Origin of the sequence: Candidatus Chloroploca sp. Khr17, assembly GCF_004138165.1 — a bacterium.
Lineage (GTDB): Bacteria > Chloroflexota > Chloroflexia > Chloroflexales > Chloroflexaceae > Chloroploca.
Genome location: NZ_RYFF01000003.1, coordinates 23,957 through 50,486, shown reverse-complemented (window position 1 = coordinate 50,486; position 26,530 = coordinate 23,957). Strand labels below are relative to the sequence as shown.

The 26,530-nt window shown below is 60.2% G+C and carries 21 protein-coding genes; 7 read left to right on the top strand and 14 right to left on the bottom strand.

Translation table 11 applies throughout. From position 1 onward, the window contains the following. Positions 1-3 precede the first annotated feature (3 nt). From EKD05_RS02760 to EKD05_RS02700, 13 genes are all read right to left on the bottom strand, one after another. Complete coding sequence (locus tag EKD05_RS02760; RefSeq protein WP_129670785.1) at positions 4-222, bottom strand: Franean1_4349 family RiPP; 219 nt, start codon at positions 220-222, stop codon at positions 4-6. Positions 223-734: 512 nt separating this feature from the next. Then, positions 735-5,216 (bottom strand): adenylate/guanylate cyclase domain-containing protein, encoded by a 4,482-nt coding sequence (locus tag EKD05_RS02755; RefSeq protein WP_240695602.1) that lies wholly within the window; start codon positions 5,214-5,216, stop codon positions 735-737. 67 nt (positions 5,217-5,283) lie between these two features. Then, complete coding sequence (locus tag EKD05_RS02750) at positions 5,284-6,702, bottom strand: MFS transporter (protein ID WP_129670784.1); 1,419 nt, start codon at positions 6,700-6,702, stop codon at positions 5,284-5,286. Between the two features lie 218 nt (positions 6,703-6,920). Further along, positions 6,921-7,730, bottom strand: a complete 810-nt coding sequence (locus EKD05_RS02745) for an ABC transporter permease (RefSeq protein ID WP_205703849.1) — start codon at positions 7,728-7,730, stop codon at positions 6,921-6,923. Continuing rightward, positions 7,720-8,577 carry an ABC transporter ATP-binding protein gene (locus EKD05_RS02740; protein WP_240695601.1) on the bottom strand — a complete coding sequence of 286 codons (858 nt, stop codon included), beginning with the start codon at positions 8,575-8,577 and terminating at the stop codon, positions 7,720-7,722. The genes EKD05_RS02745 and EKD05_RS02740 overlap by 11 nt, the downstream gene beginning before the upstream one ends. 18 nt (positions 8,578-8,595) lie before the next feature. Then, positions 8,596-9,630 (bottom strand): ABC transporter substrate-binding protein, encoded by a 1,035-nt coding sequence (locus EKD05_RS02735; RefSeq protein ID WP_205703848.1) that lies wholly within the window; start codon positions 9,628-9,630, stop codon positions 8,596-8,598. Further along, entirely contained in the window at positions 9,627-10,313 is a 687-nt protein-coding gene (gene lipB, locus EKD05_RS02730; protein ID WP_129670783.1) for a lipoyl(octanoyl) transferase LipB, read from the bottom strand. The genes EKD05_RS02735 and lipB overlap by 4 nt, the downstream gene beginning before the upstream one ends. Then, on the bottom strand, positions 10,313-11,200 hold the full coding sequence (locus EKD05_RS02725; protein WP_129670782.1) for a DUF58 domain-containing protein: 888 nt from the start codon (positions 11,198-11,200) through the stop codon (positions 10,313-10,315). Before EKD05_RS02725 ends, lipB begins: the two co-directional genes overlap by 1 nt. A gap of 9 nt (positions 11,201-11,209) precedes the next feature. After that, positions 11,210-12,223, bottom strand: coding sequence for a MoxR family ATPase (locus tag EKD05_RS02720; protein ID WP_129670781.1), 1,014 nt, complete (start codon positions 12,221-12,223; stop codon positions 11,210-11,212). 292 nt (positions 12,224-12,515) lie between these two features. After that, positions 12,516-14,258 carry a hypothetical protein gene (locus tag EKD05_RS25630; RefSeq protein WP_240695600.1) on the bottom strand — a complete coding sequence of 581 codons (1,743 nt, stop codon included), beginning with the start codon at positions 14,256-14,258 and terminating at the stop codon, positions 12,516-12,518. Between the two features lie 5 nt (positions 14,259-14,263). Then, complete coding sequence (locus EKD05_RS02710; RefSeq protein WP_240695599.1) at positions 14,264-14,641, bottom strand: zinc ribbon domain-containing protein; 378 nt, start codon at positions 14,639-14,641, stop codon at positions 14,264-14,266. Positions 14,642-14,771: 130 nt separating this feature from the next. Then, positions 14,772-15,557: a twin-arginine translocase subunit TatC gene (tatC, locus tag EKD05_RS02705; RefSeq protein ID WP_240695598.1), complete on the bottom strand. Its 786-nt coding sequence runs from the start codon at positions 15,555-15,557 to the stop codon at positions 14,772-14,774. Continuing rightward, positions 15,554-16,426: a twin-arginine translocase TatA/TatE family subunit gene (locus EKD05_RS02700; RefSeq protein ID WP_129670779.1), complete on the bottom strand. Its 873-nt coding sequence runs from the start codon at positions 16,424-16,426 to the stop codon at positions 15,554-15,556. The genes tatC and EKD05_RS02700 overlap by 4 nt, the downstream gene beginning before the upstream one ends. Before the next feature lie 134 nt (positions 16,427-16,560). Between EKD05_RS02700 and EKD05_RS02695 the strand changes: the two genes are divergently transcribed. The 7 genes from EKD05_RS02695 (at position 16,561) to EKD05_RS02665 (ending at position 23,601) form a co-directional block, all read left to right on the top strand. After that, a complete protein-coding gene (locus EKD05_RS02695) occupies positions 16,561-17,205 on the top strand; it encodes an ABC transporter permease (RefSeq protein WP_129670953.1) in 645 nt (214 codons plus the stop codon). A 12-nt stretch (positions 17,206-17,217) separates the two neighbouring features. Continuing rightward, on the top strand, positions 17,218-18,156 hold the full coding sequence (locus tag EKD05_RS02690) for a glycine betaine ABC transporter substrate-binding protein (protein ID WP_129670778.1): 939 nt from the start codon (positions 17,218-17,220) through the stop codon (positions 18,154-18,156). A gap of 89 nt (positions 18,157-18,245) precedes the next feature. After that, a complete protein-coding gene (locus tag EKD05_RS02685) occupies positions 18,246-19,229 on the top strand; it encodes an ABC transporter ATP-binding protein (protein ID WP_129670777.1) in 984 nt (327 codons plus the stop codon). Then, positions 19,226-19,849, top strand: a complete 624-nt coding sequence (locus EKD05_RS02680) for an ABC transporter permease (protein ID WP_129670776.1) — start codon at positions 19,226-19,228, stop codon at positions 19,847-19,849. Before EKD05_RS02685 ends, EKD05_RS02680 begins: the two co-directional genes overlap by 4 nt. Before the next feature lie 110 nt (positions 19,850-19,959). Further along, positions 19,960-20,445, top strand: coding sequence for a hypothetical protein (locus tag EKD05_RS02675; RefSeq protein ID WP_129670775.1), 486 nt, complete (start codon positions 19,960-19,962; stop codon positions 20,443-20,445). Positions 20,446-21,000: 555 nt separating this feature from the next. Then, positions 21,001-22,137, top strand: coding sequence for an RNA polymerase sigma factor RpoD (gene rpoD, locus EKD05_RS02670; protein ID WP_129670951.1), 1,137 nt, complete (start codon positions 21,001-21,003; stop codon positions 22,135-22,137). Positions 22,138-22,353: 216 nt separating this feature from the next. Further along, on the top strand, positions 22,354-23,601 hold the full coding sequence (locus tag EKD05_RS02665; RefSeq protein WP_129670774.1) for a hypothetical protein: 1,248 nt from the start codon (positions 22,354-22,356) through the stop codon (positions 23,599-23,601). 73 nt (positions 23,602-23,674) lie between these two features. Here EKD05_RS02665 and EKD05_RS02660 read toward each other — a convergent pair whose 3' ends face one another. Beyond that, on the bottom strand, positions 23,675-26,410 hold the full coding sequence (locus EKD05_RS02660; protein ID WP_165360553.1) for a collagen binding domain-containing protein: 2,736 nt from the start codon (positions 26,408-26,410) through the stop codon (positions 23,675-23,677). Positions 26,411-26,530 lie beyond the last annotated feature (120 nt).

The window sequence follows — 26,530 nt, the reverse complement described above, 5'->3', positions numbered from 1 at the left end:
AACCTAAATAAAACCACGTCCGGCACTCTTCGACAGACGCGGATCGAGCGTCCCGGCAAACGCCTTCAAACTCTCGGCATCAAGCGCATCAAGCGCATCGAGTTCATCGTCGGTCAGTTCATAGTCGGCACACGCACTACGCGCATCTTCAATCAACTGCTGACAAAACTCAACATCGGTAATCGCCCGCCCGATAACCTGTTGTACAACATCCAGTGACATAGAGAGCCTCCTTTGGTATGGTGCCTAGAGTATACACCATCTTGCGGGAGCCCGTGCCAGGGGCACAGGGGCGGGTGCAACGCCATTGCGATCGTCCGCAGATTACGCAGATTACGCACCCAGACCATGCGGGGAACATGGGAGACCTAGCAGGTGTGCGCCGCAGTGATCACGGTCATACCGAAACCATGTCCTGGCGCCCACCTGCCAGGTCTGACGGGCGGGCACGGCGGCGGGGACGCGAGGGGCATGAGGGCGCATGGGTGCGGTGTAGGGGCGCAGCAGCCCTTGGCCCACCCGTTGCGGGAACGCCCCCCCGATTGCTGCTGCGCCCTCAGGCCTCAAGGAACGCCCCCCCGATTGCTGCTGCGCCCTCAGGCCTCGATGAGAACATGCCAGCCAGGGGCGAGGGGGATGCGATGGCGCGGCGGCGGGCACGGCGGGGGCACGGCGGGCACGGCGGCACCGTACCCGTACGGTGGGCGGGGTAGGGGCACGGCGGCACCGTGCCCCTACCCCGCCAGACGCTGCAATTCACCGGTCGCACCAATGGCGGCAAAGATCGCACGGGCGGCGGTGAGGTGGCGCTGGGCCGCTGGATCGCCGTCCAGGGCCAGGGCCTCGCCGAGGCGCGCTTCGGTGCGGGCGCGTTCGAAAGTGCTGCTGGCGGCAGTAAAGAGGTCAAGCGCAGCGGCAAAGTATGCATCATAGGCATTGCCCTGGCAAGCGGCAATTTCGCCCTGGAGGCGCAAGGCAACCCCTTGGTCGAGCTTGTTGCCCAGACGCTCGGCAAGTCTGGCGGCGTCCCTAGCCCATTGCGCGGCACTGACCAGGATGTTGCCAGCAACCTCAGAGGGAACCTCGTCATGCTGCACGGCGAGCAGACTCGCTTCGGCGAGGGCGTTCAGGGCTTCGATTTCGAGTTGAGGCACCTGGATCTTCTGGGCAATTGCGAGCGCCTGTTCGGCCAGGGTATAGGCGCGCTCAACCTCGCCTCGCGCACTCTCACAGACCGAGAGCAAGGCAAGGGTATTGCCTTCCTGGTAAGCGCTGTGTTGCGCCTGATAGATCGCCAAAGCATGTTCATAAACGTCGACGGCAAGATCGTATTGCCCTCGACTATAGGCGATAATGCCTAGCGTATCGTCTGCCTGGGCCATGCCTGGCTCGTCGCCCATTTCGCGGCAGAGCGCCATCGCTTTGCGGCACGCCTCTTCGGCTTCCGCATAGCGGTCAAGCCGGTAATAGCCGTAGGCGGCGTTGAGCAAGACGCTGCTGAGGATGTATTTGGCACTGATTTTGTGTGCCAATACTTCGGCTTCGCGATAGTGCGCAACCGCCTGCTTGTAGTCACTCTGTAGTTGCGCGAGATAGCCAAGGTTGTTGTGCGAACGGGCGCGCCCATAGAGATCATCAACCTCTTCCTGCGCGGCGAGGGCGTTGCTGAAGTGAAAACGGGCGCGCTCATAGGCCCCACGCATCGCGTAGAGGCTGCCCATCAGTTGTTGCAACTCGGCTTCGATGCGCTCGTCTTCAAAGCTACGACGGTCGCTGCGGATCTTTGAGAGGCCAGTTTTGCAGATGTCGAGCGCTTGATCAAAGCGGCTCAGACGCCGCAAAACCTGGCCCATGTCGGCGTAGATCGCCGCCAGCAGCAACGGTGGAACTTCGTTGAGGTGCTGCTCGCAGATGTCTTCGGCTTCACGGAGCCGCGCCAGCGCTTCGTCGTAACGCCCCTGTTTTTCGAGGGCGTCGCCCCACGAACGCAAGACTTCGGCCTCGACCGCCGGCGGTAGGGTGTAGCCAGGTGCGGTTGTTGCGTGACCGGGGCGGCTTTCGCCATGACCTGAACGGGCTTCGGGATCACCATAGAGCAACATCGCATATTCGGCAAGCGCTTCCTGGTAACACCCGAGTGTGCAGAGCACGTCACCCAGCGCTTCGCGGGCTTCCCAGTAGCGCGGGTCGGCTGGTTGGACACCAAGCGCTTCGAGCGCCCAGCGGTAGTATTGCACCGCCAGGTCGTTGGCAGAGTCGTCGCGGGCAATGTGCCCAGCAAGCAGCAAGTAATTGACCGCCTGTGCGGGGGTGTCGCTGAGCCGGTAGTGGTTGGCAAGCAGGAAGATCGTGCCGTCACCTTCACGTACGACGCGATTCAAGACCGAGCCGTTACGCCCAATCTGGACTGGCCCGCTGCCATAGGCCGTCCGAATTTCAGCCAGTTCGTCGGCGTAACGCTCTTCAAGATAGGCCGCGATGCGGCGGTGCAACTCGCGCCGCCTGACGTAGAGCAGGCTCTGATAGGCGACTTCTTGCAACAGCGCGTGCCGGAAGAGGTGGATGCGCTCAGGGCGTTCGCGCTCGGTAGCCGTCAGTTCGTCGGCATCAAGCTGCATCAAACGCCGCACGAGGTTGTCCAGGTCGGTCTCGTAGATCGAATGGACAATATCCACTGGGAAGCGCTGGCCGATGACCGAAGCCACGCGCAAGAGGGTGCGCGAGTGCTCGTCCAGCCGATCAATGCGGGCCAGCAACAGGCCGCTGAGGCTATCGGGCAACGCATCAAGCGTATCAGGCATACTCTCGACGGCGCGCAGCAACTCTTCGAGGAAGAGCGGATTGCCAGCGGCCCGCGCAACGAGGCGCGCCTGCACATCGTCACTCAACCGTTCGGGAAAAGCGAGAAAGGTGAGCAAGGCGTGCCCAGAAGCTTCGCTCAGTGGGCCGAGTTCGCGCACCTCGGCATGATCGCCCTGTTCACCGGTGCCCCAGGCAAGCTGGCCGCGATGCAAGCCAAGCAGGAGAATCGGATCATGGCTCAGCCGGGTACTCAGAAATTGCCAGAGGTTGAGTGAGACTTCGTCGGCCCATTGCAGGTTATCAAGCAGGACAATCAGACCCGGCACTGTCACCTCAGACGCGATAGCAACCTCGGTGTGCCCGGCAAGCTCGTGTTGCCGCATGTCCTCGGGCCAGGCGGCGGCCTGGAGCAGAGCGAGCACAATTTCAAAGCGGCGCACCTGGCGTTGCCCAGGGTCGAGCGTGCGCAGAATGGGGTTATCGTCAACTTCCAGGCGCACGAGTTCAGCCATTAACGGCAGCCAATCTTCGGCAAGCAGGCCAGCTCGCGCAAGCATCGCGCCAAGCTTCTGCGCCCGCGCGGCCTGATCATCGCGACCAGTGATCCCACAGAGATCGCGCACGACCTTGCCCCAGGGCAGATAGGGCGTCACCCGGTTGTAGGCGAGACAGCGAATATGCAGCACGCGGGTACCTTCGGCGGTGGCCTGTTGGAGCAGTTCGGCGGCAAGACGCGACTTGCCAATGCCAGCCTCGCCAAGCACGCGTACGGCGCGGCCCTCGCCCTGCCGCATCGCTGCGAGATGGCCTTGCAACCAGGCCATCTCGTGATCACGGCCGAGCAAGGGAAGCACCAACGCCTCGTTCTCACTCAACTCTTGCTCGCCGACCAGACGCAAGAGGGTCAGCGGCTCACGTTTGCCTTTGACTATTACCACCTGGGGATCATCAAAGGCCAACGCCTTGCTCACCATCGCCGCCGTCACCGAGACGGCCCTGATCTCCCCCCATGCCGCTGCCGCCATCACCCGCGCCGCCACATTGACGGCGTCACCCATGACGGTATACTCCTTGCGCGTGGCGGTGCCAACATTGCCCGCAAAAACATTGCCCGTATTGAGCCCAATACGGAAACGGAGTTGGGCCAGTTCGGGCTGAAGGTAACCGGTTAGCAACGCCAGGGTCTGCATCATCAACGCCTGGCCTTCACCGAGCATCAGCAACGCCGCCCGTACGGCGCGTTCGGCGTGATCCTCGTCGGCGACGGGGGCACCAAAGACCGCCATCACCTTGTCGCCGTCTGTGGCCAGATCGAGTTTGTTGATAAAGCCACCCATGCCGGTAATCACCGTTTGCAGCGGGCGCACCAGCGCATCCACAACCGCCGCAGCCTCGGCTGGGGGCAGGGCTTCGATCAATGTCGTCATACCGCTGATCTGGGCAAAGAGGATCGTCACCGGACGGAGATCGGCCTCGACCTGGGGACGCTCAGGCTCGGCAAGAATGCGTTCCAGCAGGCGTGCAGGCAAATAGGGGGTCAACTGGTCAAGCTGACGAGCGAGCGTGACCAGGTGCGCAGACGCAAGCACGGGAAGTTGTGGCGGTACGGGGAGGATGAACGGTAGCGGCGGTGCGAGGTGCAACGCGGTCAGCTGGACAAAGCCCTCGGTGCATGGTGCGCCAATGGCATGAGGGGCCAGGGTTGACCAGGCATGTGGCCCGACAACCAGTTCGCCCTGTTTGGCGAGATGTTCGGCCCGCGCTACATCGGTGACCGTGCGCCCCATCACGGCATACCGGCGCGCCTGCGGATGACCGCAACTGACGAGGGCCACTGCGCCAGCTTCGAGGCCAATATGCATCGTCAACGGAAACTGGCCCAAACCAGGCACCTCGCGCACAAACCCGGCCAGTTCGCGCAACAAGGTCAGCCCGGTCGCCGTCGCCGTTGCAACGGAAGCCGGGCCTTCAAAAAAGACCAGCAGGGCATCACCACCAAAGGTCAGCAGATCGCCGCCCGCCTCGCTCATCAGGTGAATCATCGTCCCAAAATAGCGATTCAGCGTTTCGGTAATCACCTCAGTGCCCTCGCGCCCCAGCACACTGAGGCGCTCGGCGAGCGCGGTCGAGCCGCTCACATCGGCCAGCAGCAGCGTTCCTTCAAGCCAGGTAAGCCAGGGGCCTTCATCCGAGGCTGCCAGTTGGCGCACGAGCACATGCCGGGGCAGATAGGTTGACACCGCGTGATGCATCGCCGTCAGCGAGGCAAGCGCCTGAGCAAGTTCGGCGTCACTGGCACGCCCGGCTACGAGTGCAGCGGCGGTCTCGCCACCAAGGTAACGCGCCAATTGCGCCACGTCTACCTCTTCAAGCTTTGGCTCACGCACATCATCGCCCATTGGCGTAACCCTCAACAAGCTTTCCTTCCGCTGAGTGCAAAGTCAGCCTAGCTGGCTTTGCACTCAGCGAAGAGTTTCTATCTCACGCACCCGAAGAAGCTTCGCTCGTTGCTAAAGCGGTGGCTAATTCCTCGCCATGCGATTTGAGCCCCAGGCTTAGCAGGAACATCACGCCCATGCAGACCGCCGAGGCAAAGTAGGCAATGGCAAGACCGGCCATCCCGCCGCCCCAGGCATCGGCAATCACGCCGAGCGTTGCAACAACGAGCAGGTTGCCAACGCTAATGCCGACGTTGACCAGACCCTGCGCGGCCCCACGCTCTTCGAGGTTGACTTCGTTCAAGACAATCGTGCGCAATGTGCCCCCGACGATAATCCCGACCCCGAGCCCGATCAGCATGCTGGCAGGTAAAAAGATCCAGAGCCCCGCTGTCTCGGTGAGGCCAAGCAAGGCCGAGCCAAGGCCGGTCGTGCCAAAGCCGATCAGCATGATCAAGCGCGAGCCAAGGGTGTTGAGCAGGCGCCCGAACAGCACCGAACCCGCCGATGATGCGATCACCAGAGGCAACAAGAGCAATCCGGCCTGCTCGGCGGCAATGCCAAGTCCGGCAACCGCCACCGAGGCAATGTAGATGACACTACCCATGCCAAAACCAGCCCCACAACAGAGGATGTAGGTCAGACGAAGCTGGCGCGAGTAGAAGAGGTGCAACGGCACGACCGGGCTGGCGGCGCGGCGCTCGACCATGATCAGCAACGGTATGCAGAGCAACGCCAGGCCAAGCAACGCCGGCCAGAGCATCAAGCCAAGCGCGTTGTCAAGCACGCGGTTGATCCCGAGCACCAGACTGGTCAGCATGACGGCCACCACAGACACCCCGGCCCAATCAAGGGGCGCCGGGTTTGCGGCCAGTTGTTTGCCAGGCAGGTTCCGCAGTCCGAGCCAGATGACCACTGCCGCCACCGGCAGGTTGATCAAAAAGATCCACTGCCAACTCAAGACCAACAGAATCAGCGACGCCACGAGTGGCCCCAACAGAAAAGCCATGCCAAACGTCGCCCCCAGCATGCCAAGCGCCTTGCCCCGTTCTTCACGCGGAAAAGCATCGCCCACCATCGCACTCGCGGTCGGCGTCACGCCACCCGAGGCAAAACCCTGGATCGCTCGCCCAACCAAGAGCATCGCAAAACTTGGGGCCATCGCGATGATCAACGACCCAAGCGCAAATCCAGTGACACAAAAGAGGTAGACCGGGCGTCGCCCGTAGCGATCACCAAGGCCAGCCATCAAGGTCGTGCTGCTGAGCGTTGCCAGGCTAAAGATGATCGTAATCATCCCGATCTGGCTATTGTCGACCCCAAACGCCTGGCGCAGAGCAGGCACCGCTGGCGCAACCACCGCCGTATCGAGCGCCGCCATAAAGACCCCGACAAAGAGAACCAGCATAATCCGCCGACGTGAGAGCGCATCAACTGCGGCATCAAGACTCTGAGCGTGCATAGGAACTCCGTCCTACAACCTGTCCCTGTGCTGGCCGTTGTCACCAGCACAAGCGCGACTCCTGAGGGCATAGCCCTCAAATCCTGCTTCTTCGCTGGAAAAAAGCCAGCGTAGCTAGCTTTTTTCCAGCGAAGAAGCTTCCTGGGGGCCGTAGGCCCCAAACCCACCTCCTATTATAATCAATCTTGCAATATAGTCAATCTTGACTATATCGTCGCTCACGCCAGCCCCCAGCGTTCGCGCACACGGCGTTCGACAGGGGCAAAAAGGATCTGGTCGATCGTGACCCCGACGATCACGATCATCACCATGACCGCCATCACCTGGGCCGCATCGTTCAGGTCGCGCCCAGTCTGCAGCAGGTTGCCAAGGCTCAGGGTGTAGTAGAGCAACTCGCCAGCCATCAGCGAGCGCCACGCGAATGACCAACCCTGCTTGAGCCCGTTGAGGATTGCGGGGAGGGCCGCAGGCAAAAGCACCTGGGTATAGAGACGGACCCCGCGTGCGCCAAGATTGCGAGCCGCTTTCAAGTAGACCGGCGGCGTATTCTTGACGCCTGCTTCGACGCCGAGCGTGATTGAAAAGAGCGCCCCAAGCACAACGACAAAGATGATCGCTCGTTCGTTCAAGCCAAACCAGAGGATCGCCAGTGGCAGCCAGCACACACTCGGCAACGCCTGCATGCCAAGCACCAGTGAGCCGACGGTCTCCTGGATAAGTTTATTGCGCCCGAGCAGCAGGCCCAGCACAAGGCCAAGCGAGAGCGAGATGCTGTAGCCGATCGCGAGGCGGCGCAGACTCACCAGGGCCGCAGGCAGAAAGAGCCCCTGCGTGACCCCTTCCCAGAGTGCGGCAGCAACGATCAGCGGCCCGGGGAAGAGATACGGCGGCCAGATTTCAAGGCGGACGATGCCTTCCCAGATGCTCAGCAGGATCACGTAAAAGATAAGCCGCCGGATCCACCGCATAAGTCTGACCCGACCGAGACGCGGTTGTTCGGCAAGCATGGTCGTCATCTCACCACTCATCGTTTGCCTCCTCGGTAGGGCGTTGACCGGCGTGCAGCACCGCGAGGATCTCGCGGGCCTGGTCAATTGTCTGGTGATGTTCGAGGCTACGCGGGCGGGGCAGAGTGATGGAAAATTCTTGCAGGATGCGTCCGGGACGCGGCGAAAAGACCAGCACCCGATCGCCGAGCGCCACCGCTTCCCGTACATTATGGGTCACAAAAAGGATCGTCTTGCCGGTGGCCGCCCAGATTGTTTCGAGCTCGATCTGCAACTTATCACGGGTCATGGCATCGAGCGCCCCGAAAGGCTCGTCCATCAAGAGTACCGCCGGGTTGAGCACGAGCGCCCGGGCGAGCGCGACCCGCTGCCGCATACCGCCCGAAAGCTGATGCACATAGCTATGCTCAAACCCACTCAGATGCACGAGTTCCAGATATTCGCGGGCCATGCGCATCCGCTCGCCTTCAGGCATACCAGCCTGCCGCAAGCCAAAGGCGACATTATGCTGCACATCGAGCCACGGAAAGAGCGCCGCTTCTTGAAAGAGCAAGACCCGGTCAATGCCTGGACCTTGCACCTTGCGCCCGCCCGCCCGGATCAGACCACTCGACGGCGGTTCAAGTCCCGCAATGATGCTCAAGAGCGTTGATTTGCCGCAGCCACTCGGCCCGAGCAGGCAGATCAGTTCGCCCGCTTTGACCTGCAGATCGACCGGGGCAAGGGCTTCCACCATGCGACCACGGGCGAGAAAACGCTTGCTTACGCCAACAATTTCCAACGAGATCCCACCCGAAGGCTGCTCCGACGCATCAGCCATACCAGCCGCCGCGTGCCCGTGCTGCGCCACGAGGTGTCGCTCTGCCATGTTTCGCTCCAATCGAGGCTATGGCAGCACCATTGGTGCCAGCCCCTGCCCTCCAAGCACCTTGTTCAGCAATGCAAGGTCGTAGATATTCTGGAGATCGGGCTCCGTTGCCCCCAGAAAGCCAAGTGCGTAGGCATGATCCGCTGCCAGCAAGAGGGTCGCGGGCAAGGGATCATAGGTAAACTCCAGGGTCGAGAGCGAACGCTTCAGCACCTCTTCAGGAAGTGGCCGCGTTGTGATGCGCTCGATCTCCTGGTTGATCAACTGCGCCGCCGTTGCAGGTTGCGCTTGCATATATTGTACGGTATCAACGTGCGCACGCAAGAAGGCTTCGACTAGATCAGGATGTTCACGCAGAAAACGGGGATGCACGGCCACAACCGTGCTGATAAAACGGCCTTCGGGCCAAAGCGAGCGCTCATCGATCAAGACGGTGCCACCTGCTTCCAGTACCAGTCGCGAAACCCACGGCTCCGGCACCCAGGCTCCATCAAGCTCACCTTTGCGAAAGAGCGTCAGAATATCGGGGTTCTGGCTCGGCAAAATCGTGACGGTGCCGCCACGATCCGCCGGTTTGAGGCCGTACTGCTGCATCAGGTGGCGCAGGGCAACATCCTGGGTGCCCCCATACTGCGGGGTCGCCAGGCGCTTGCCAGCAAAATCGGGCGGCTCATTGATGCCCGCCTCGGGGTTCACCACCAGCGCCGCGCCGCCCTCGGCGGCCCCGGCAATGATGCGCACCGCCTCGCCGTTGCTGCGCACATAGCCATTGATCGCCGGGTTTGGCCCGAGATAGCCAATGTCAACCTCGCCGGCAAAGAGCGCCTCGACTAGCGCTGGGCCGGCATTGAAATTCGTCGTTACCAGCGTCACCTCTGGCCCAAGCGCCTCTTGAAACGCACCCCGGGCGACCCCGACCAGCGCGACCCCGTGGGTGACATTGGGAAAATAGGCCAGGCGCAGCCGATCACCCGCAGGCAAACGCTGCCCGCTGAGCGTACAGCCTGCCAGCAGCAAGAGCACCATCAACCAAACGAAATGCCGCCGTTTCACTGCGCGTCCCGAGGTTCGCAGGTTACCCCAAAGAGTGCACAAAAGTGGGCCAGCACGCGCTGCTCAACGTCGGTCAGCGCTGGCGCCGCGCCCAGCAACGCCTCCAGCGAGGTCACGGCGCGATCGCTGATACCGCACGGCACTATCTGCGCAAAACCAGCGAGATCCGGGGCGACATTCAGCGCAAAGCCGTGCGACGTCACGCCGGCCGCGCTGAGCCGCACCCCGAGCGCACAGATCTTGGCGGTGCCTCTATGCACCCAGACCCCCGTCAACCCGGCGACGCGTTCACCCACTAGGCCATAATCGGCGAGCGTGCGGATGATGACCTCTTCCAGCATGCGCACATACCGTCCGAGATCGGCACCGTGGTGGGAAAGTTTGAGCACAGGATAGCCAACAAGTTGCCCGGGCGCGTGATAGGTCACATCGCCCCCGCGGTCACTGGCAACCAGCGCAAGGCCGCGTTCCGCCAGTTGCGCAGCCGAGAGCAGCACATGCGCAGGGTCAGCGCGCACCCCAAGCGTAATCGTGGGCGGATGTTCAAGCAACAAGAGCGTATCAGGCACCTCGCCTGCCGAACGCGCCGCCACCAGACGCCGCTGCCAGGCCAGCGCCTCGGTGTAGGGCACTAACCCGGCACGGATCAGATCCATCCGGCGGAGGAGAGCGTGGCTCGTCATTAGCGTAAGACCCCTCGTTTGCGCAAGCGCCCCAGCACAAACTCCTCGACAGGAACCCCCGTATCAACCGGCAGATAGACGATCCCCCGGCCACTGCAAAAGCTCTCGATTTCGCCCTGCCACGTCGCGAGTTGCTCGCGATAGCGGCGCAGCAGATCAAGATCGGCACTGATCTCGACCGATGGCCCACCCTCGACATCAATCAGGCGAAAATCGCCATCGAGTTCGGGCGACAACTCTTGCGGCGCCAGCGTATGCATCACCGTAATCTCGAACGGGCGCGACGACAGGGTTTTGAGCGCATCTTGCCAGTTGGCATCAAGCAGATCTGAGCAGAGCAAAAGCGGCCCCGGATTCCGGGCTGTCTGCATATAGCGCCGACACGCTTCGGTGAGGTTGCCGCCCCCGCTGACCCCAAGGCGTTGGAGAAAGGTGAAGAGCCCGACGGCCCCGCGCTTACCACGCACACTCGGCATCTGCACCGGCGTCGCGCCAGCCGCAAACGCACTCACGCTCACCCGGTCAAGATTGCTCAGGGCAATATAGCCAAACGCACCGGCAAGCTTCGTCGCATACCGCAGCTTATTCGGCGTCCCCCAATCCATCGAGGCACTCGTATCAACCAGCAGATGAACCGTCAATTCTTCCTCAGCCACAAAGAGCTTGAGAAAAACCCGCTCCATCCGCGCATAGAGGTTCCAATCAATCTGACGGATATCATCGCCGGGCGTATAGGGGCGAAAATCGGCAAACTCAACCGACGAACCACGGCGCGGACTGCGACGTTCGCCCTGGATCTCACCCGCCATCGCCCGCCGGGTCAAGATCATCAGCCGATCGAGCTTGCGCAAAAAACTGCTCTCGAGCAGCGGTTCGGTCGTGGTCATAAGGCCAGCCTATTCCTCTTTAAGCGCCTCAAGCACGCCTTTGACCACCTCATCCGGCGAAACGCCTTCGGCCTGCGCCTCAAAATTGAGCACCACACGGTGGCGGAGCGCGGGGAGCGCGGCCAGTTTGAGATCGGCAAACGAGACATTATAGCGGCCATCAAGCAGCGCCAAGATCTTGCCGGCGAGAATGAGCGCCTGCATCCCACGCGGTGAGGCACCATAGCGCACATATTGTTTTGTGACCGACGAAGCCTCACGGGTCTCGGGATGGGTCGCCGAAATCACTCGGGCCGCATAGGCGAGCACATGGCTAGCAATCGGTACCGTTCGCGCCAGGTCTTGCATCTCGACAATCATCGCCCCACTCGTCACGTGGCGGATCGTCGGCTGACGTTCGCCCGTGGTACGCTGCGCAATCTCAACCAGTTCAGCCGTCGTCGGAAAAGGCACATTGACCTTGAAGAAAAAGCGGTCAAGCTGGGCTTCCGGCAGCGGGTAGGTACCCTCCATCTCAAGCGGGTTCTGGGTCGCCAGCACAAAGAAGGGCGGCGCAAGCTTATGGATCGTCTTGGCGACACTGACGGTGCGCTCTTGCATCGCCTCAAGCAGCGCCGACTGCGTCTTGGGTGTGGCGCGATTGATCTCATCAGCCAGCACCAGATTCGCAAAGATCGGCCCCGGCTCAAAACGAAATGTCTTGCGTCCCTGCTCATCTTCGCTGATCAGGGTTGTCCCAATAATATCAGCAGGCATCAGGTCGGGCGTAAACTGGATGCGCGAAAAACCGCAATCAATCACATCAGCCAGTGTCCGCACCAGCGTCGTCTTGGCAAGACCAGGCACGCCCTCAAGCAGCGCATTACCACCAGCCATCAGCGTCACCACAACCTGACGGATCAGTTCACGCTGCCCAACAATCACATTGCCTACCTCAGCTTCGATCATCTGGACACGCCGACGAAATTCATCAGGACTAATCCGATTGGCCGCCGCCGCCGCCTTTGCTGGAGTTTCACTCATTTCGCTCACATTCCTTACAACGTCCTTGCCAAACAACGTAATCGTCTGGCAAGGACGTTGGCATCTGCATCTAGACGTTTAAGACATGGTTCAGAATTGGGTATGCTCGCTTGACCGTTTGCAGTGTCGGCTTTAGTCGGCTTTTCACTCAGCCGACTGAAGTCGGCACTCCAATCACCACAAACTGTCAAGCTCGTTTGAACCATGCCCAAGGCAAGGTTATAGCTCTAAGGGAGGCATCGTATTCTGATGTGCTCAGCTATTTCCTATTTCCTCGTTGCTATTTCCTAGTCTAAGGCTCAAGCTGCGAAAAATAATCCCGGACAAAATCTTTCAAATGGGGGGGAATATAACCACGATCCAGCGCCTCGCTGGCAGCCTGGCTATATTCGGGGAAGATCTGCTGATAGGGGACGACCGACGGACTATTCGTGCCGGGCAGCGTGCTCTGCCCCGGTCGTGTCTCGGTCGTTCCGCCTGAACCCTGCTGACCCTGGACAAAATCGGGGTCGCCCTGCAAGCCCGATGGGCGGAACGGCTGATAGACCAGACCCTCGCTGCCCGAGCCACTGCCTTGCTGACCCGCAGGTCGGTTTGGATCAACATTGCCCGGATTATTGCTCTGCCCGGCCCCAAGGTTATCGGCATTCGAGCCCCCGCCGCCACCGGGTTGTTGCCCATCCTGGCCCTGGCCTTGGCCCTGGCCTTGCTGGCCTTGCTGGCCCTGCTGGCCCTGCTGGCCTTGCTGGCCCTGCTGGCCTTGCTGGCCTTGCTGGCCTTGCTGGCCTTGCTGGCCTTGCTGGCCTTGCTGACCTTGCTGGCCTTGCTGGCCTTGCTGGCCTTGCTGACCTTGCTGGCCTTGCTGGCCTTGCTGGCCTTGCTGGCCTTGCTGACCCTGCTGCGCCTGCTGACCAGCCTCGGCAACCTCTTGACGCGCCCCCTGCACTTCGGCAAGCGACTCCTGCGTGCTCTGCTGGTTCGCCAGCGCTTCTTGAGCCTGGCGCACCTGATCAGCAGCCTGACCAAGTTGCTCGGCGGCGCGCTGGGTATCGCCCTGTTCAAGCGCCTGCGACGCCTGCTGCAGATTCTGGGCGAGTTGAGGATTCGCCGAGGCCTGCTGCGCGGCCTGCTGCCCGAGTTGCTCGGCGAGGTCGGCGCGTTCAGCGTCACTCAACTGGTCAAGCTGGCGAGCCAATTCTTCGAGTTGTTGCGCGGCCTGCTCCACACTCGGACGCTGCCCCGACTGACTGCCCGCCAGATTCTCCAGATTCCGCGCCATCTGTTCAAGTGCGGCCCGCTGCGCATCGCTATTTGGGTCAAGCCGCTGTTGCAAGCGCGCCTCAGCCGCCGACAGATCCGCCAGCGCCTCCTGGCGATCACCGGGATTGTTGCGCAACTGCTCTTGCAACGCCTGCAGCTCGGCAAGAATCTGCTCACGATCTTCAGGCGAGAGCTGCGTATCTTCAGCGATCTGCTGTTGCAACTCGGTCAACTGCTGATCGGTCTCTTGTACCGCCGCTTGCACCGCCTGGCGTTCGGCGAGCACAAGATCCTGGGGATTAGGCAGGCCAAAGAGCAACAGAAGCGCGAGGGCAAGCGGAGCGAGCGACCAGAGCAGCGGCTTACGAGCGACCCGCAGCGGCAACTGCCCAACCTTGAGCGCCTGAGCGACACTGCCTGCATCCTCCTGCTGACGTTCACTCAACAGATCGTGCGCATCGCGGTCGTGCAACTCGATCGCCGTTGCCAACCGCTCACGCAGGCCAAGGATCAGGTCAACGCGGCGGGCAACCCGCACCAGTGGCAGCGGACGGAAGAGGCCGTAGCCAAGGACGACCAGGAACCAGATCAGGAGGGGGAGCAGCGCCCACAACAGCAAGTTTGCAATCGGCACCAACCGCCCAAGCAGCGCCACCCCAGCCATCACCAGCGTCGCCACCCAGAGACTGTGACTAGCAAACCAGAGTGTATCGCTCAAGCGGAGGCGCAACCCGAGTGGGCGCAACTGCTGCCGCACCTGATCATATGGTGACACGGTACTCAACCCTCTTTTTTCCAGACGTGCTTTTCAACAATTTGACGGGTCAAATTACCATGATCCCAGATCTCAACCACACGTTGACTAACAATCGTCACCGCCCCGAAAACAGCCTCGGCTTGCGGCAACCCATGCGACGGCGTAAGTGTCGTCGTTTGCGGGGCAACGGCAAGACTCGTCGGCTCACTGCGGCGTCGCAACCACGCGATCCCTGCCTCGACCGCAACAGCGGCGAGCCCCACGGCGACAGCTTTGCCCACCTGACGCACCTGTGTGAGCGGGATCGTCTGCCCGGCGATCACCAAGGCCTCAGACGGGCGTTGCGCCAGGGCATGCTGCTCAAGTGAAACCCCGCACGCCCCACAGAAACGATTTTCCATTGGATTGCCATGCTGGCACACAGGACAGATGCGCTCGACCATCCGCTTTTGTCCTCCCGTTTAACCTGACAGCGCCGAACGATCCCTCATTTGCAGTATAGCACCGCGCAAGGGCGCGGCGCAAATCTGTTCAGCGTTTTGGCACAAAGTGCGCCATAATCGCTCCAAGCTCATAGAGCAAATACATCGGAATGGCCAGCAACGCCAGGTTGATCGGATCGCCCGTTGGCGTAATCAACGCGGCAATAATCACGACCGCCAGCACGGCAAACCGGCGATATTTTGCCAGTTGACTGGCGGTGACAACGCCAAGAAAGGCCAGCACATAGATGATGACGGGCAACTCAAAGACAATGCCGTTGATCAAGAGCAAGGTCGTAATGGTGCGAATAAAGTCGGCAACTGAGGGTTGGCTTTCGATTAATTCTGATCCTGAAAAGCCAATCAGAAAACGAATCGCTGTTGGCACCGTAATAAACCAACCAAAAGCAAGACCAGACGCAAAGAAAAAGGTCACAAACGGCAGCGAGATATAGATAATCCGGCGTTCGCGTTCATTCAAACCAGGCACAATGAAGGCCAGCAGTTGATAGACAATGACCGGCATCGCCATAATCAGGCCAACCGTCAGGGCAACCGTCATATAACTGGTAAACTCTTCGGTTGTGCCAACCGACTGCACAGGCGGGCGATCGGTCAGGGGTGCAAAGGTATTGATAATGAGATCAACCAGCTTGAACGGCCCCAACACCAGGAAAATACCGAAGCCGATCCCGATGAAAATCCCGATACTCGCGCGCACCAGGCGCATCCGCAATTCTTTCAGATGCTCAATGAGCGACATCGCGTGCTCATCTTCTGAAGCATTCCTGGGAGGCGGTGGATTCGTGGTTGCTTGTTCTGTTTTGGTCGTCACCGTGACAACGTCTCCTGCACTTGTCTTTCACCCTCTGCCGACCACGCTTCGCTCAAGAGGCCACGTTCACGCAATTCAGCAACCAACTGGTGCAGCGCAATCGTCACAGCCTCAAGCTGTCCCACCAGGTGGGCGTGCTCTTCAACACTCAGCGTTACCGTTGCTGGCTGTGGTTCAGGCTGGGCAATTGCCGCATGCGAGTCAGACGTTTGCGGTTCAGCAATTGTTCCCTCGACTGGTGCAACCGAAGCCCAGTCTTGCACTGAGTTGAGCACACCCGTAGGCTGGGTCGCCGCCATCCGCGCCGGGCGTGGTGGAGCCGCCGGCACGCTCCCTGCGGCAGGGGCAGGCACAAGCGGTGGTGGCACAGCGAGTTGCTCACTCACCGTTTGGACAGTCGCGGCGAGATCATCGGGCGCAACGACACCATTCGGGTGTGCCACCTCGGTCAGGTTCGCCACCTCAGGCCCGAGCTCAGCTATGGCCTCCGTCTCACGCGGAGGCAGGATCGTCTGGGCGGGATCGCCACCACTCATTAGATCTGCGGCCTCAGCAGGCGTAGGTGCCGAGTCGGTCAAACGTAGCATCGGGCGCAACTCTTCGCGGAGACTGGTTAGATCAGGTGAAATATCGAACTGCTTACGCGTACGCACCAACTCATCACGCAGGCTCGCAATCTCTTGCTCAAACTCAGCGCGCACCTCATTGATCATCTGGAGTTCAGGTGACTGCTGTTGCCAGGCGAGAAACCGGGCCACCTGCTTGCCCGCGAAGCGTCCCAGTTCAGGCAACCGCTCAGGCCCAAAGATCACCAGAGCGAGGCCAGCAATAATCAGCAACTCGGTCAAATGAATATTAAAAAACTCCATAGCTGCCTTTCGTCTCCAGGCTTGCTCTGATACCATCTTACCATAGCATTTGACGTACATCGGTGAATGTGCGAACATAAAAAGAAGACCATAGGCGGCGTCATTCCGCACAACTTCCAGGAGACTCTTTGCTCATGATCGAACTGCTCGGCGAGGCCTACGCCTACTATCTCGCCAATCAGACACGCTTCTGGACTGAGTTTGGGCGCCACCTGACTTTGAGTGGGACAGCCCTTGGCATCAGCATGCTCCTCTGCCTGCCCCTGGGGATCTGGGCGGCACGTCACGCAGCCAGTGCGCAGTATCTTATCAATGCGGTTGGCGCGATGCGCCTCATTCCGAGTCTGGCGATCCTCTTTCTGGCCCAACCCTACCTCGGCACTGGTTTCACCCCGGCGTTGATTGCCCTCACGGTGCTGGCCCTCCCCCCGATCTTGATCAATGTGTATGCTGGACTGCTTGGCGTTGAACGTGCCATCGTTGAAGCCGCCCAGGGCATGGGCATGACGGTACAGCAGCAGTTGCTGCAGATCGAACTGCCGCTTGCGTTACCCGTCATTCTGGCAGGCATCCGGATCGCAGCGGTTGAAGTTATTTCAAGCGCGACGCTAGCCGCCTTCATCGGGGCCGGTGGCCTCGGAATTTTTATTACGCGCGGCTTTGCCCTCTTCGAGCCACGCATTATGCTGGTTGGTGCAGTGCCTATTGCGCTGCTCGCCCTAGGCAGCGATCTGCTGCTTGGTCAGGCCGAGCGATGGGCAACTTCGTATCGTTCATAAGGAGACATCGTGATGAGAACATTGTTGCGCGCATGGCGTCCGGGAACGCTGATCCTGCTGCTTGTTCTGGTACTGGCCGCCTGTGGAGGCCAGCCAGCGGCTGGGCCGGGTGGCGGGCAACCTGCCAGCCCGACGATCAAGATCGGCTCGAAGAATTTTACGGAATCGCTGCTCGTCGCTGAAATGTATGCCCAGATGCTCGAAGCCAATGGCTTTACCGTCGAACGCAAACTCAACCTGGGGGCCACGCCCATTGCCCATACGGCCCTGACCAATGGCGAGATTGACCTCTACCCTGAGTATACGTCAACCGGTCTGCTCGAGGTGCTCAAACAAGAGCCCATCGCCGATGCGGCTGGCATTCTGGCTGCGCTGCGCGAAGGCTATGAAAGCCAGTTCCAAATCACCTGGCTCGAACCAGCCCCGTTCAATAACACCAATATTTTTGCCATGACTGAAGCGCGAGCCTCCGAGTTGGGTGTGACGAGCTTTTCTGACCTGGTACCCTTATCGGGTGAATTGCGCCTTGGTGGGCCGCCTGAGTTTCCCGAGCGTGAGGATAACAAGGCTGTGCTCGCCCTCTATGGCTTTGATCCGAAGTTCGGCGGCGACAACTATGTGCAACTCGATGCCGGCGGTTTGCGCTATGAGGCGCTCGTCCGTGGTGACGTTGATGTTGTGCTCGCTTTTGGGACGGATGGGCAACTGGCCGGGCTCGGCTTGCGCCCCCTGATTGACGATAAGAATGCCTACCCAATCTATCAAGTGAGCCCCGTGATTCGTCAGGCAACGCTCGAGGCCAACCCAACGATCACCGACCTGCTCAACCGGCTCTCCGCAACGCTGACGGGCGAAGTAATGTCGGGGCTCAATTGGGAAGTTGACGGGCCAGACAAGCGCGAAGTGCCCGATGTCGTGCGTGACTTCCTGACCAGTCAGGGCTTGACCTAAAGGTTCATCTTCCTGCTGGGAGCGAGGGTGGGACGCTCTCGCTCCCAGCAGGAAGATGAACCCGCACGTTAGATCTAAGGGTTCCATCCATGAGCATGCTCGTTGCTGACGAACTGACCAAACACTTTCCTGGCGAAAGTCAGCCAGCCGTTGATGCGGTCAGCTTTACGGTTGAGCCAGGTGAATTCATTGTTTTGCTGGGTCCTTCGGGATGCGGCAAGACGACGCTGCTCAAGATGATCAACCGGCTGTATGAGCCGACGAGCGGCCGCTTCTTCATTGAGGGCGTGGATGCACGCGATATGCCGGTCACCGAGTTGCGACGGCGCATTGGTTATGCCATCCAGCAGACTGGGCTCTTTCCGCATCTGCGCATCGCACAGAATATCGCGGTGGTGCCCAGGCTGCTCGGGTGGCCGAGCGACCGCATCGAAGCGCGGATTGACGAGTTGCTTGAACTCGTTGGCTTGCCCCGTGAGTTTCGCCAGCGCTATCCACGGCAACTCTCGGGCGGGCAACAGCAACGGGTTGGCCTGGCCCGCGCCCTGGCTGCTGATCCGGCGATGATGCTCATGGACGAGCCTTTTGGGGCGCTCGACGCGATCACGCGCACCCGCCTGCAAGATGAGTTAATGGCGATCCAACGCCAATTGCACAAAACGATCCTCTTTGTGACGCATGATATCGAAGAAGCCTTGCGGCTCGCTGATCGGGTGATGGTGATGCAACATGGGCGGATCGTTCAGTTTGCCCCGCCCCTGATGCTGCTCGCTCAACCAGAAGATTCCTTTGTGGCCGAGTTGACCGGTGCGAGCGATCTGCTCCGTCAGTTGAGCCTGATGACCGTCGAACGAGCCCTCGCGCTTCCTGATCCTCAACCGCCGACACACGCGCCCGCTGACCTGACCCCGCTGCATCCGCAGGACGACCTGCGTTTGGCCTTGACCCGTCTGCTCAGCGTCGGTGACGAGGGATTGGTCGTGGTAGAAGACGGGCAGATGTGTGGGCGTTTGACGCTGAGCCAGCTGCAAGCAGTGCTCCGTGACCCAGCCCTCCTGGGAGCACAACGATGACGTACCTGGTGCAGAACTGGCGCTCGGTGGGCGGCCTGCTGATCGAACACCTCTGGCTGACGCTCTCGGCGCTTGCCATTGCCCTGGTCATCGCCGTGCCCACGAGCATTCTGCTCGTACGGGTGCCACGGCTGCGTGGGCCAGTGCTCGGGTTGCTGGGGGTACTCTACACGATCCCCAGTCTCTCGTTGCTGGTCTTGCTGATCCCACTGCTGGGTCTGGGCTACTGGCCGGCAGTGGTCACGCTCGTCATCTACGCCCAACTGGTGCTAGTGCGCAACCTTGTGGTTGGCATGACCGAAATCGACGCCGCGATCCTCGAAGCAGCCAATGGCATGGGCATGAATGCATGGCAGCGGCTGATCATCGTTGAATTCCCGCTGGCCCTGCCGCTTTTGCTCGCCGGGCTCCGCATTGCAACCCTCTCGACCATTGGCATTGCAACAATTGCCGCTTTCATCAATGCAGGTGGCCTGGGGATGCTGCTCTTTGACGGTGTGCGCAGCAGCAACCAGGAAAAGATTGTCGCCGGCGCGCTTGCGGTCTCACTGCTCGCGTTTGGGGCCAACGCCCTGCTGCGCCAGGCCGAACGCTGGTCACGGCACGGGTTGGATGCGTAAGACAAGGATTTAGGAGCTAGAAAATAGGAAAGAGCCGAGCGCATCAGGACGCGATGGAGGCCTCCACACTGTAAAGTAACCTGAAACCTTGTCTAACGACAGGACATACCGTGAGTTTCCTGACGATCCTTGAAATCGCGAGCTATATGGTTACCATTATTGGCCTGCCGTATGCCATCGTGATTTATGTGCATGAACAGCGCCTGGCCGAACAACGTGATGAAGAAGCCGTCTATCTCGCCCTGATCGATGAGTATGTCCGCTTTCAAAAACTCATCCTCGAGCACCCCGATCTCCACTTGCGCATGATTGGCACCGCGCCGCCACTGAACGACGATCAGCAGGAACGCCGCCTGATCATCTTCGACATCCTCGTCTCGCTCTTTGAACGAGCCTACATTCTCGTCTACGAAGAGGTGATGCACCCCCGTCAGCAGCGTCTCTGGCGCTCGTGGGAGGGCTATATGCGTGAGTGGTGTCGGCGCGAAGAGTTTCGTACGACTCTGCCGCTGCTGCTTGAAGGCGAAGATAGCGACTTTGCGATGCACATTAGCCGCATCGCGGCCCAAGAAGCCGTACGGAAGCAAGCGGGTTAAAGGGACTACCTTGCACATCAGGTTGACCCATGTTGACGCAAAGGCGCAAAGGCGCAACGTTGTCCTTGGCTCGCTTCGGGGCACCGCGTTGGCCTGGGCGCACAGGCACCTTGCCCAATAACGGTCGCTATAAGGGGTTGACTTTCCCCATGCGATAGTGCTATAGTAGCAACCAGTACATCAACGGGGTGCCAGGATCGCGTCCCTTCGATTGTGTGATCCTGATGGGGTTGGAGCTACCCAGCTCGGCCCTCTCTTTATGCTAATGCAGGTCATACGATGGCATAGGGGCCAGAGTGGGGTGACAAACTCGCTCGGGCCTTCATCGTTCTTTGGCATTGCGATGCCATAATGATCGTGTTATGCTGAAGAGCCTCTCCTTGCAGAGGGTGAGCGTTGATATCGCAAGTTGGCAGGAAAGGCTTGACAGCATGGGTATGATAGAAGTACATACGACTGCTGTTGACAGCACTTGTTATGGCGAGTGGTGTCAGGCGTTTCCTGGAGATTAGGATGGTAACGCAGCACAAACTATCCACACAGGAGTCGGGTCTGATGATCGAGCGGCTGTTAGAGCTAGCCCGGAGTCGTGGGTATCTCACGTATGGTGAGATCCTTGAAGCGTATCCGCAACCAGAATTTGAAGTTGCAGAGGTTGATCAACTCTACGCTAGATTGCAAGCTGAAGGCATTAAAGTCGTTGAGTCGGCGGCCGATCTGGAAAAAACCACCGAACTCAGTGATGAGGAACCTGTCAGCGACATCCATGATCTGGCTGACATTGCGTTTGATGATCCTGTCCGGATGTATCTCCAGGAGATCGGACAGGTGCCTCTGCTCACTGCGGCCCAAGAGGTGCAACTCGCCAAGGCGATGGAGTCAGGCGATGCGGCGAAAGTCGCCCTCGAACGTGAAGAGTACGCGACCAGTCGTGAGCGGCTCTTGCTTGAGCGGGCTTTTGCCCAGGGCCAAGAGGCACGCCAGCATTTGATCCAGGCCAACCTCCGCCTGGTGGTTTCGATTGCCAAAAAATATACGTCCTATGGCCTGACCATGATGGATCTGGTGCAAGAGGGCAATATTGGCTTGATGCGTGCCGTCGAGAAGTTTGATTATACCAAGGGGCATAAGTTCTCGACCTATGCCACCTGGTGGATTCGTCAGGCGATTACACGGGCGATTGCGGATCAGAGTCGCACGATCCGGCTGCCTGTGCATATGGGCGAGGCGATTAGCCAGGTCAAACGCACGAGCCACAAGCTCCAGCAGTCGATGCAGCGTGAGCCAACCCCAGAGGAGATCGCCGAGGCGATGGGCATTAGCGCTGGCAAAGTGCGCCGTACCCTCGAAGCAAGTATGCATCCGCTCTCCCTCGAGATGCCGGTTGGACAGGAGGGTGAAGGGCGGATGGGCGATTTCATTGAGGATGATCGCATCTCGACCCCTTCTGAGGCCGCCGCCGTTTCGATGCTGCGTGAGCAGATTGAAGAGGTGCTGCAAAAACTTCCCGAACGCGAGCGCAAGATTATTCAACTGCGCTATGGCCTCAAGGATGGGCGCTATCGCACGCTCGAAGAGGTTGGCGTGGAGTTTGGTATTACCCGTGAGCGTATTCGCCAGATCGAGGCGGTGGCCCTGCGTAAGTTGCGCCATCCTCACCTGGGGAAGAAGCTGCGTGGGTACCTTGATTAGGGCGGTTGCTCTACAATCCGGTGTGTCGCTGATCGAAAAAGCCAGCTAAGCTGGCTTTTTCGATCAGCGACACAAAAGTGCTGACAGGCTGCCTGAAACGTCGACGGGTTGCTCCGGAGTGCCGACTTTAGCCGGCTAAAGCCGGCACTCCAACGGCACACCACATGGTGGCGAACGGTGCTGACACTCTTTTCAGCCAGCCGCTAAGGAGTTTCTATGCGGACAACGACAAGGTTCTGGTTGCTCGTGCTCTGTGTCGGTGGGTTGGCCTTGCTGATCAGTCGCCCAGCACTCGCGGCTGAACTGGCGAATACCGAGGTCTATCGCTTAGAGGCTGGTCAGGTCGTGACGACTGATTTGATCGTCACCGCAGGTGAGGTCTATATTGATGGGACGGTTGAAGGCGATCTTGTGGTCTTCGCCGGTCTTGTTGAGGTAAATGGGGCGGTTGAAGGCGATCTGCTCGCGCTCGCGGGCGAGGTGCGCATCAATGGCGTTGTGGGTGACGATCTGCGCGCCGGTGCCGCCGGGGTGATCATTCATGGTGAGGTCGGTGACCACGTGCTCGTTGCGGCAGGCGGTGGCGATGGTCCCGCAGGTTTTGTTCCACCTATCGGTGGACGTACAGTGCAGCAGGGCTTTGTCGTGGCCCCAGATGCGCGGGTGGGTGGTGGCGTGATCGTGGCTGCCGGTGGGGTGCAACTTGAGGGCACCATCGGCGATGATGTTCTGGTGGCAGCCGGTAGCGCCGTGCTCGAGGGCACGGTGGAGGGCAATGCGCAGTTGAGCGTGGGCGCGTTGGAGGTCGCCGACACCGCACGCGTGGCTGGTCAGTTGACCTATACCGCTCCTGAGCAGATCAGCATCCCTGATCAGGCCGCTGCCGAGATCCGCTTTGAACCAGCGGCAACAAGTGCAACGACTGGTGGTGGGTCAAATCTCTTCAGCCAGGCGCTGCGCTTGCTGTTAGTGCTGCTTGGTTTTGCTGGTGCCGCATGGTTGCTGTTGCGTTTTGCACCCCAGGCCCTGGCAACCCCTGCCGGAGCCATTATGATGAGCCCTGGCAAAGCCCTGCTCTATGGCCTCGTGGCCGCACTCTTGCTCGTCGGCGTGCCCTTGCTCTCAACCCTGATCGGTGTCATCTTGCTGCTCTTCTGGGGGCCTCTGCCTGCGATCATGTTTGGGTTCTTCTTAACCGGTGCCATCGTGCTGATCTGGACACTCAGCCCCCTCGTTACGGGTCTCTGGCTCGGGCAGGCCATTTTCCAGGCAACCGGGCGCTATGCGAGCCGCCTCGCGACGCTGATGCTGGGTGTTACCGTCATTGTTTTGCTTGGCATGGTGCCGTTCCTGGGATGGTTCGTCTATCTGCTCAGCTTCCTCTTTGCTGTTGGCGGGACGCTCTTGGCCCGGAATGCGGCCCTGGCACGGCGCTCTGAATCGATGGTAGGGGCACCCGGCTAAGGATCGATACGTATGCGCACAAAAACGGCCAGCTTCGCTGGCCGTTTTTGTGCGCATGCGCGACCATCAGAAGCTATGGCGCAAGATCCAGTTGCAGATTTTGTTCGACCGTGGTGCCAACCACCACCGTCACGGTTGCGCTGGCGACGGCACTCGTGTAACGGCGAACCGTTAGCAGCGGCGTCGCTTCGGTATAGACATCCAACGTCACTTCACCAGCCGGCAGACCAGCCAGGTCGTACTGGCCAAAGTTGTCCGTGACCACACTGCCGACGGCGTTGCCGTTGACCCGTGCCACCACCGCAACGCCGGCCAGGCCTTCGCCCGAAGCGGCAGCACTGACCCGGCCACTGATCGCGCCCCCAAGCTCAAGGGCGATATCACGCCTGGTTGTGCCCAGTGAACGCGGCACCATGAACGAAGCCCCATCAACACTCTGATAGAGACGCGTCGTTGCATCCGGCGAGAGCCGTGTGGTGTACCGGACACGGTAGCGCCCACCGTCAACTGCCGCTGAGCTGAAGGACCCCGTGGCGTCGGTCAAGGTCGCCCCGATGACACTGCCGGTCAAGTCATCTTCAAAGATCACGATGACCTGGCTCAGCGGTGCGCCGGTAGCAGCGGCGGTCACTGTGCCAATGATCTGATGGCCGCGATTCAACGTGATATCGCGGTTGCTCAGGTTTTCGCCTGCGCCAAGCACAAGCGGATCGAGGGCGCTGTTGAAGAACGCCCGCACCTCGGCATTGGGTGATCGGCTTGCCAGGAAGCGCACGGTATACTCGCCCGCCTCGAGCCCACCAATACGATAGCCACCGGTTGCATTGGTACGCGCCAGCGCACGGATGATGTTGTTGCTATCTGTAGCTACAACGAGAACCCCGGCAAGCCCATTAGCGGCATCGCCGCTGACAGTTCCCGTGATGCTGCCACCGGCAACCAGTTCGGCATCAACATTCGAGACCAGCAGACCCTCGGTAATAGTCACCGGGTTACTCGCATAGAGTGTGCCACCATAGCCGAGGGTGGTAGTCACCGAGGCAAAACTGGTCACAAACTGCACACGATAGGCCCCAGGGAGAAGTGGCTTGCTGACATAGGTGCCATCGGGATCAGTCTGGGTCACGGTGACAAACGGGAATTCAGCCTCATTCGCCCCAAGGCGGGCCAAGACAACAATGACCCCACCAAGCCCGGCCTGACTATCAGCGGCCTTGACCATGCCACGGATGGCGCCGGTTTGCGTCGAAGCCGGCAGAGCGATGGGCGCAACCTGGCTGATCTGACCCGCCGTCACGGCAACATCGGCCAGCGTCGTCGAGCCAAAAGCCCCACTCGTGGGTATGGCTCGATGATCGAAGCGCAGCGTGTAGGTCCCTGCCGGGACATTGCTCAAGGTGTAGGTACCGGTTTCGTCGGTGAGGGTGCCGGCAACCGGGTTCTCGTCAGCATCAACTGCGGTCACCCGCACAGCACCCACGGGCGTACCAGCGGCAGTCACGGTTCCACGGACAGCCCCCACCGCCGGCACGAGCAGATTGACCTCGGGGGTTACATTCGGCTCGGTGACCTGCACCGGATCGCTGCTGACCGTGCCGAACAGCGCCAACGCCGGATCGCCTGTTGCGCCGGGCAACGCTTTCACCGTGTAGGTGCCTGTCTCCAGACCGGTTGCGACGGTATAGATCCCGTCGGTAATCGTGCGCGTGACGGTAATGATGTCACCCTGGCTATCGAGTACCTCGACGACAATCCCGGCCAACCCGGTTCCCGTTGCATCACGTACCGTACCGGCAAGGCCACCCGTACCGGCGAGCATGGGGGGTGCCGGAATTTCAAACGCATTCACGGGCACCATCAACTCAGCCCCGCCTGCCATCCCGGGCATCGTCGCGGGCTGACCATTGATCTGCACAATGAAGGGGGCCACATTCTGCACCGAACTGCTCATCCCGTGGGCCACCATGCTATAGAAGCCAGCCTGGGTCAGCCCACCCGAGCCAAAGGTAAAGCGGATATTGCCCTGGGCATCAGCATTCCCGGTGATCGAGAGGGGCATCACCCCGCCACCGGGCATATTGAGCCAAGTGCGGAACTCTTCGCCGGGCAGGAAGCGTGACCCCTGAAAGACATGAACTGTGCCAATCGGGCCACGATCCGGCGAAACACCCATGGTAAAGATGCCACCAGTTGTGCTCTCATCATCATTGGCAAGGACTTCCACTTCAGACAGGTTCGAGTTGCAGGTCTGGGCTGGCGTACAGCGGAAGACCGCAAAAAGGGCAATTCGTGACTGCAATGGCGCATCGCGGCGCACAAAGAAATTGATCCGCCCGCGACGCTCTTCACCCGGCGCGATATTCCTCACTTCAACCGTCACGGTGCTGCCATCATGGGCAAGATAACGATCTCCAGGGGCCGGACTGACCGACGTAAAGGAGAGCAAGCGCGACTGATAGACTAATTGCAAGGTATCGCTTGCAATGAAATCAGTGCTGCTCTGGTTACGAAAGCGATACTCAACCGACAGCGTTGTGCCGCGCTGCACCTGGGTCAACGGCACCGGGCGAATCGTCACCTGACGCGCAGGGAAGGGGGGCGGGGGTGGCGGCGGCGGGGGTGGCGGCGGCGCGGGCGGCTGCGGCAGGGCCGCAAAGGGCATGTAGGCGGTCAAGCCACCTGAGGTAGGCGAGCCTTGCTCAGCGGTGGTCGAGGCAACTCCAAAGGCCATCCCGACCATCCCCATCAACAAAGCAACAAAAAGCAATAACCGTAACGAACGAAACACTCCATCAGAACGTAGCTTCATGCTCGAACTCCCAATACAGATTGATCGACACTGCACATAGGGCGGTGTCCCACAGCTCCAGTTGCGCTTGCAAAGGCGAGCTCACGCCACCCCAGGCAAGCACTCCGGGAATCATTCTAC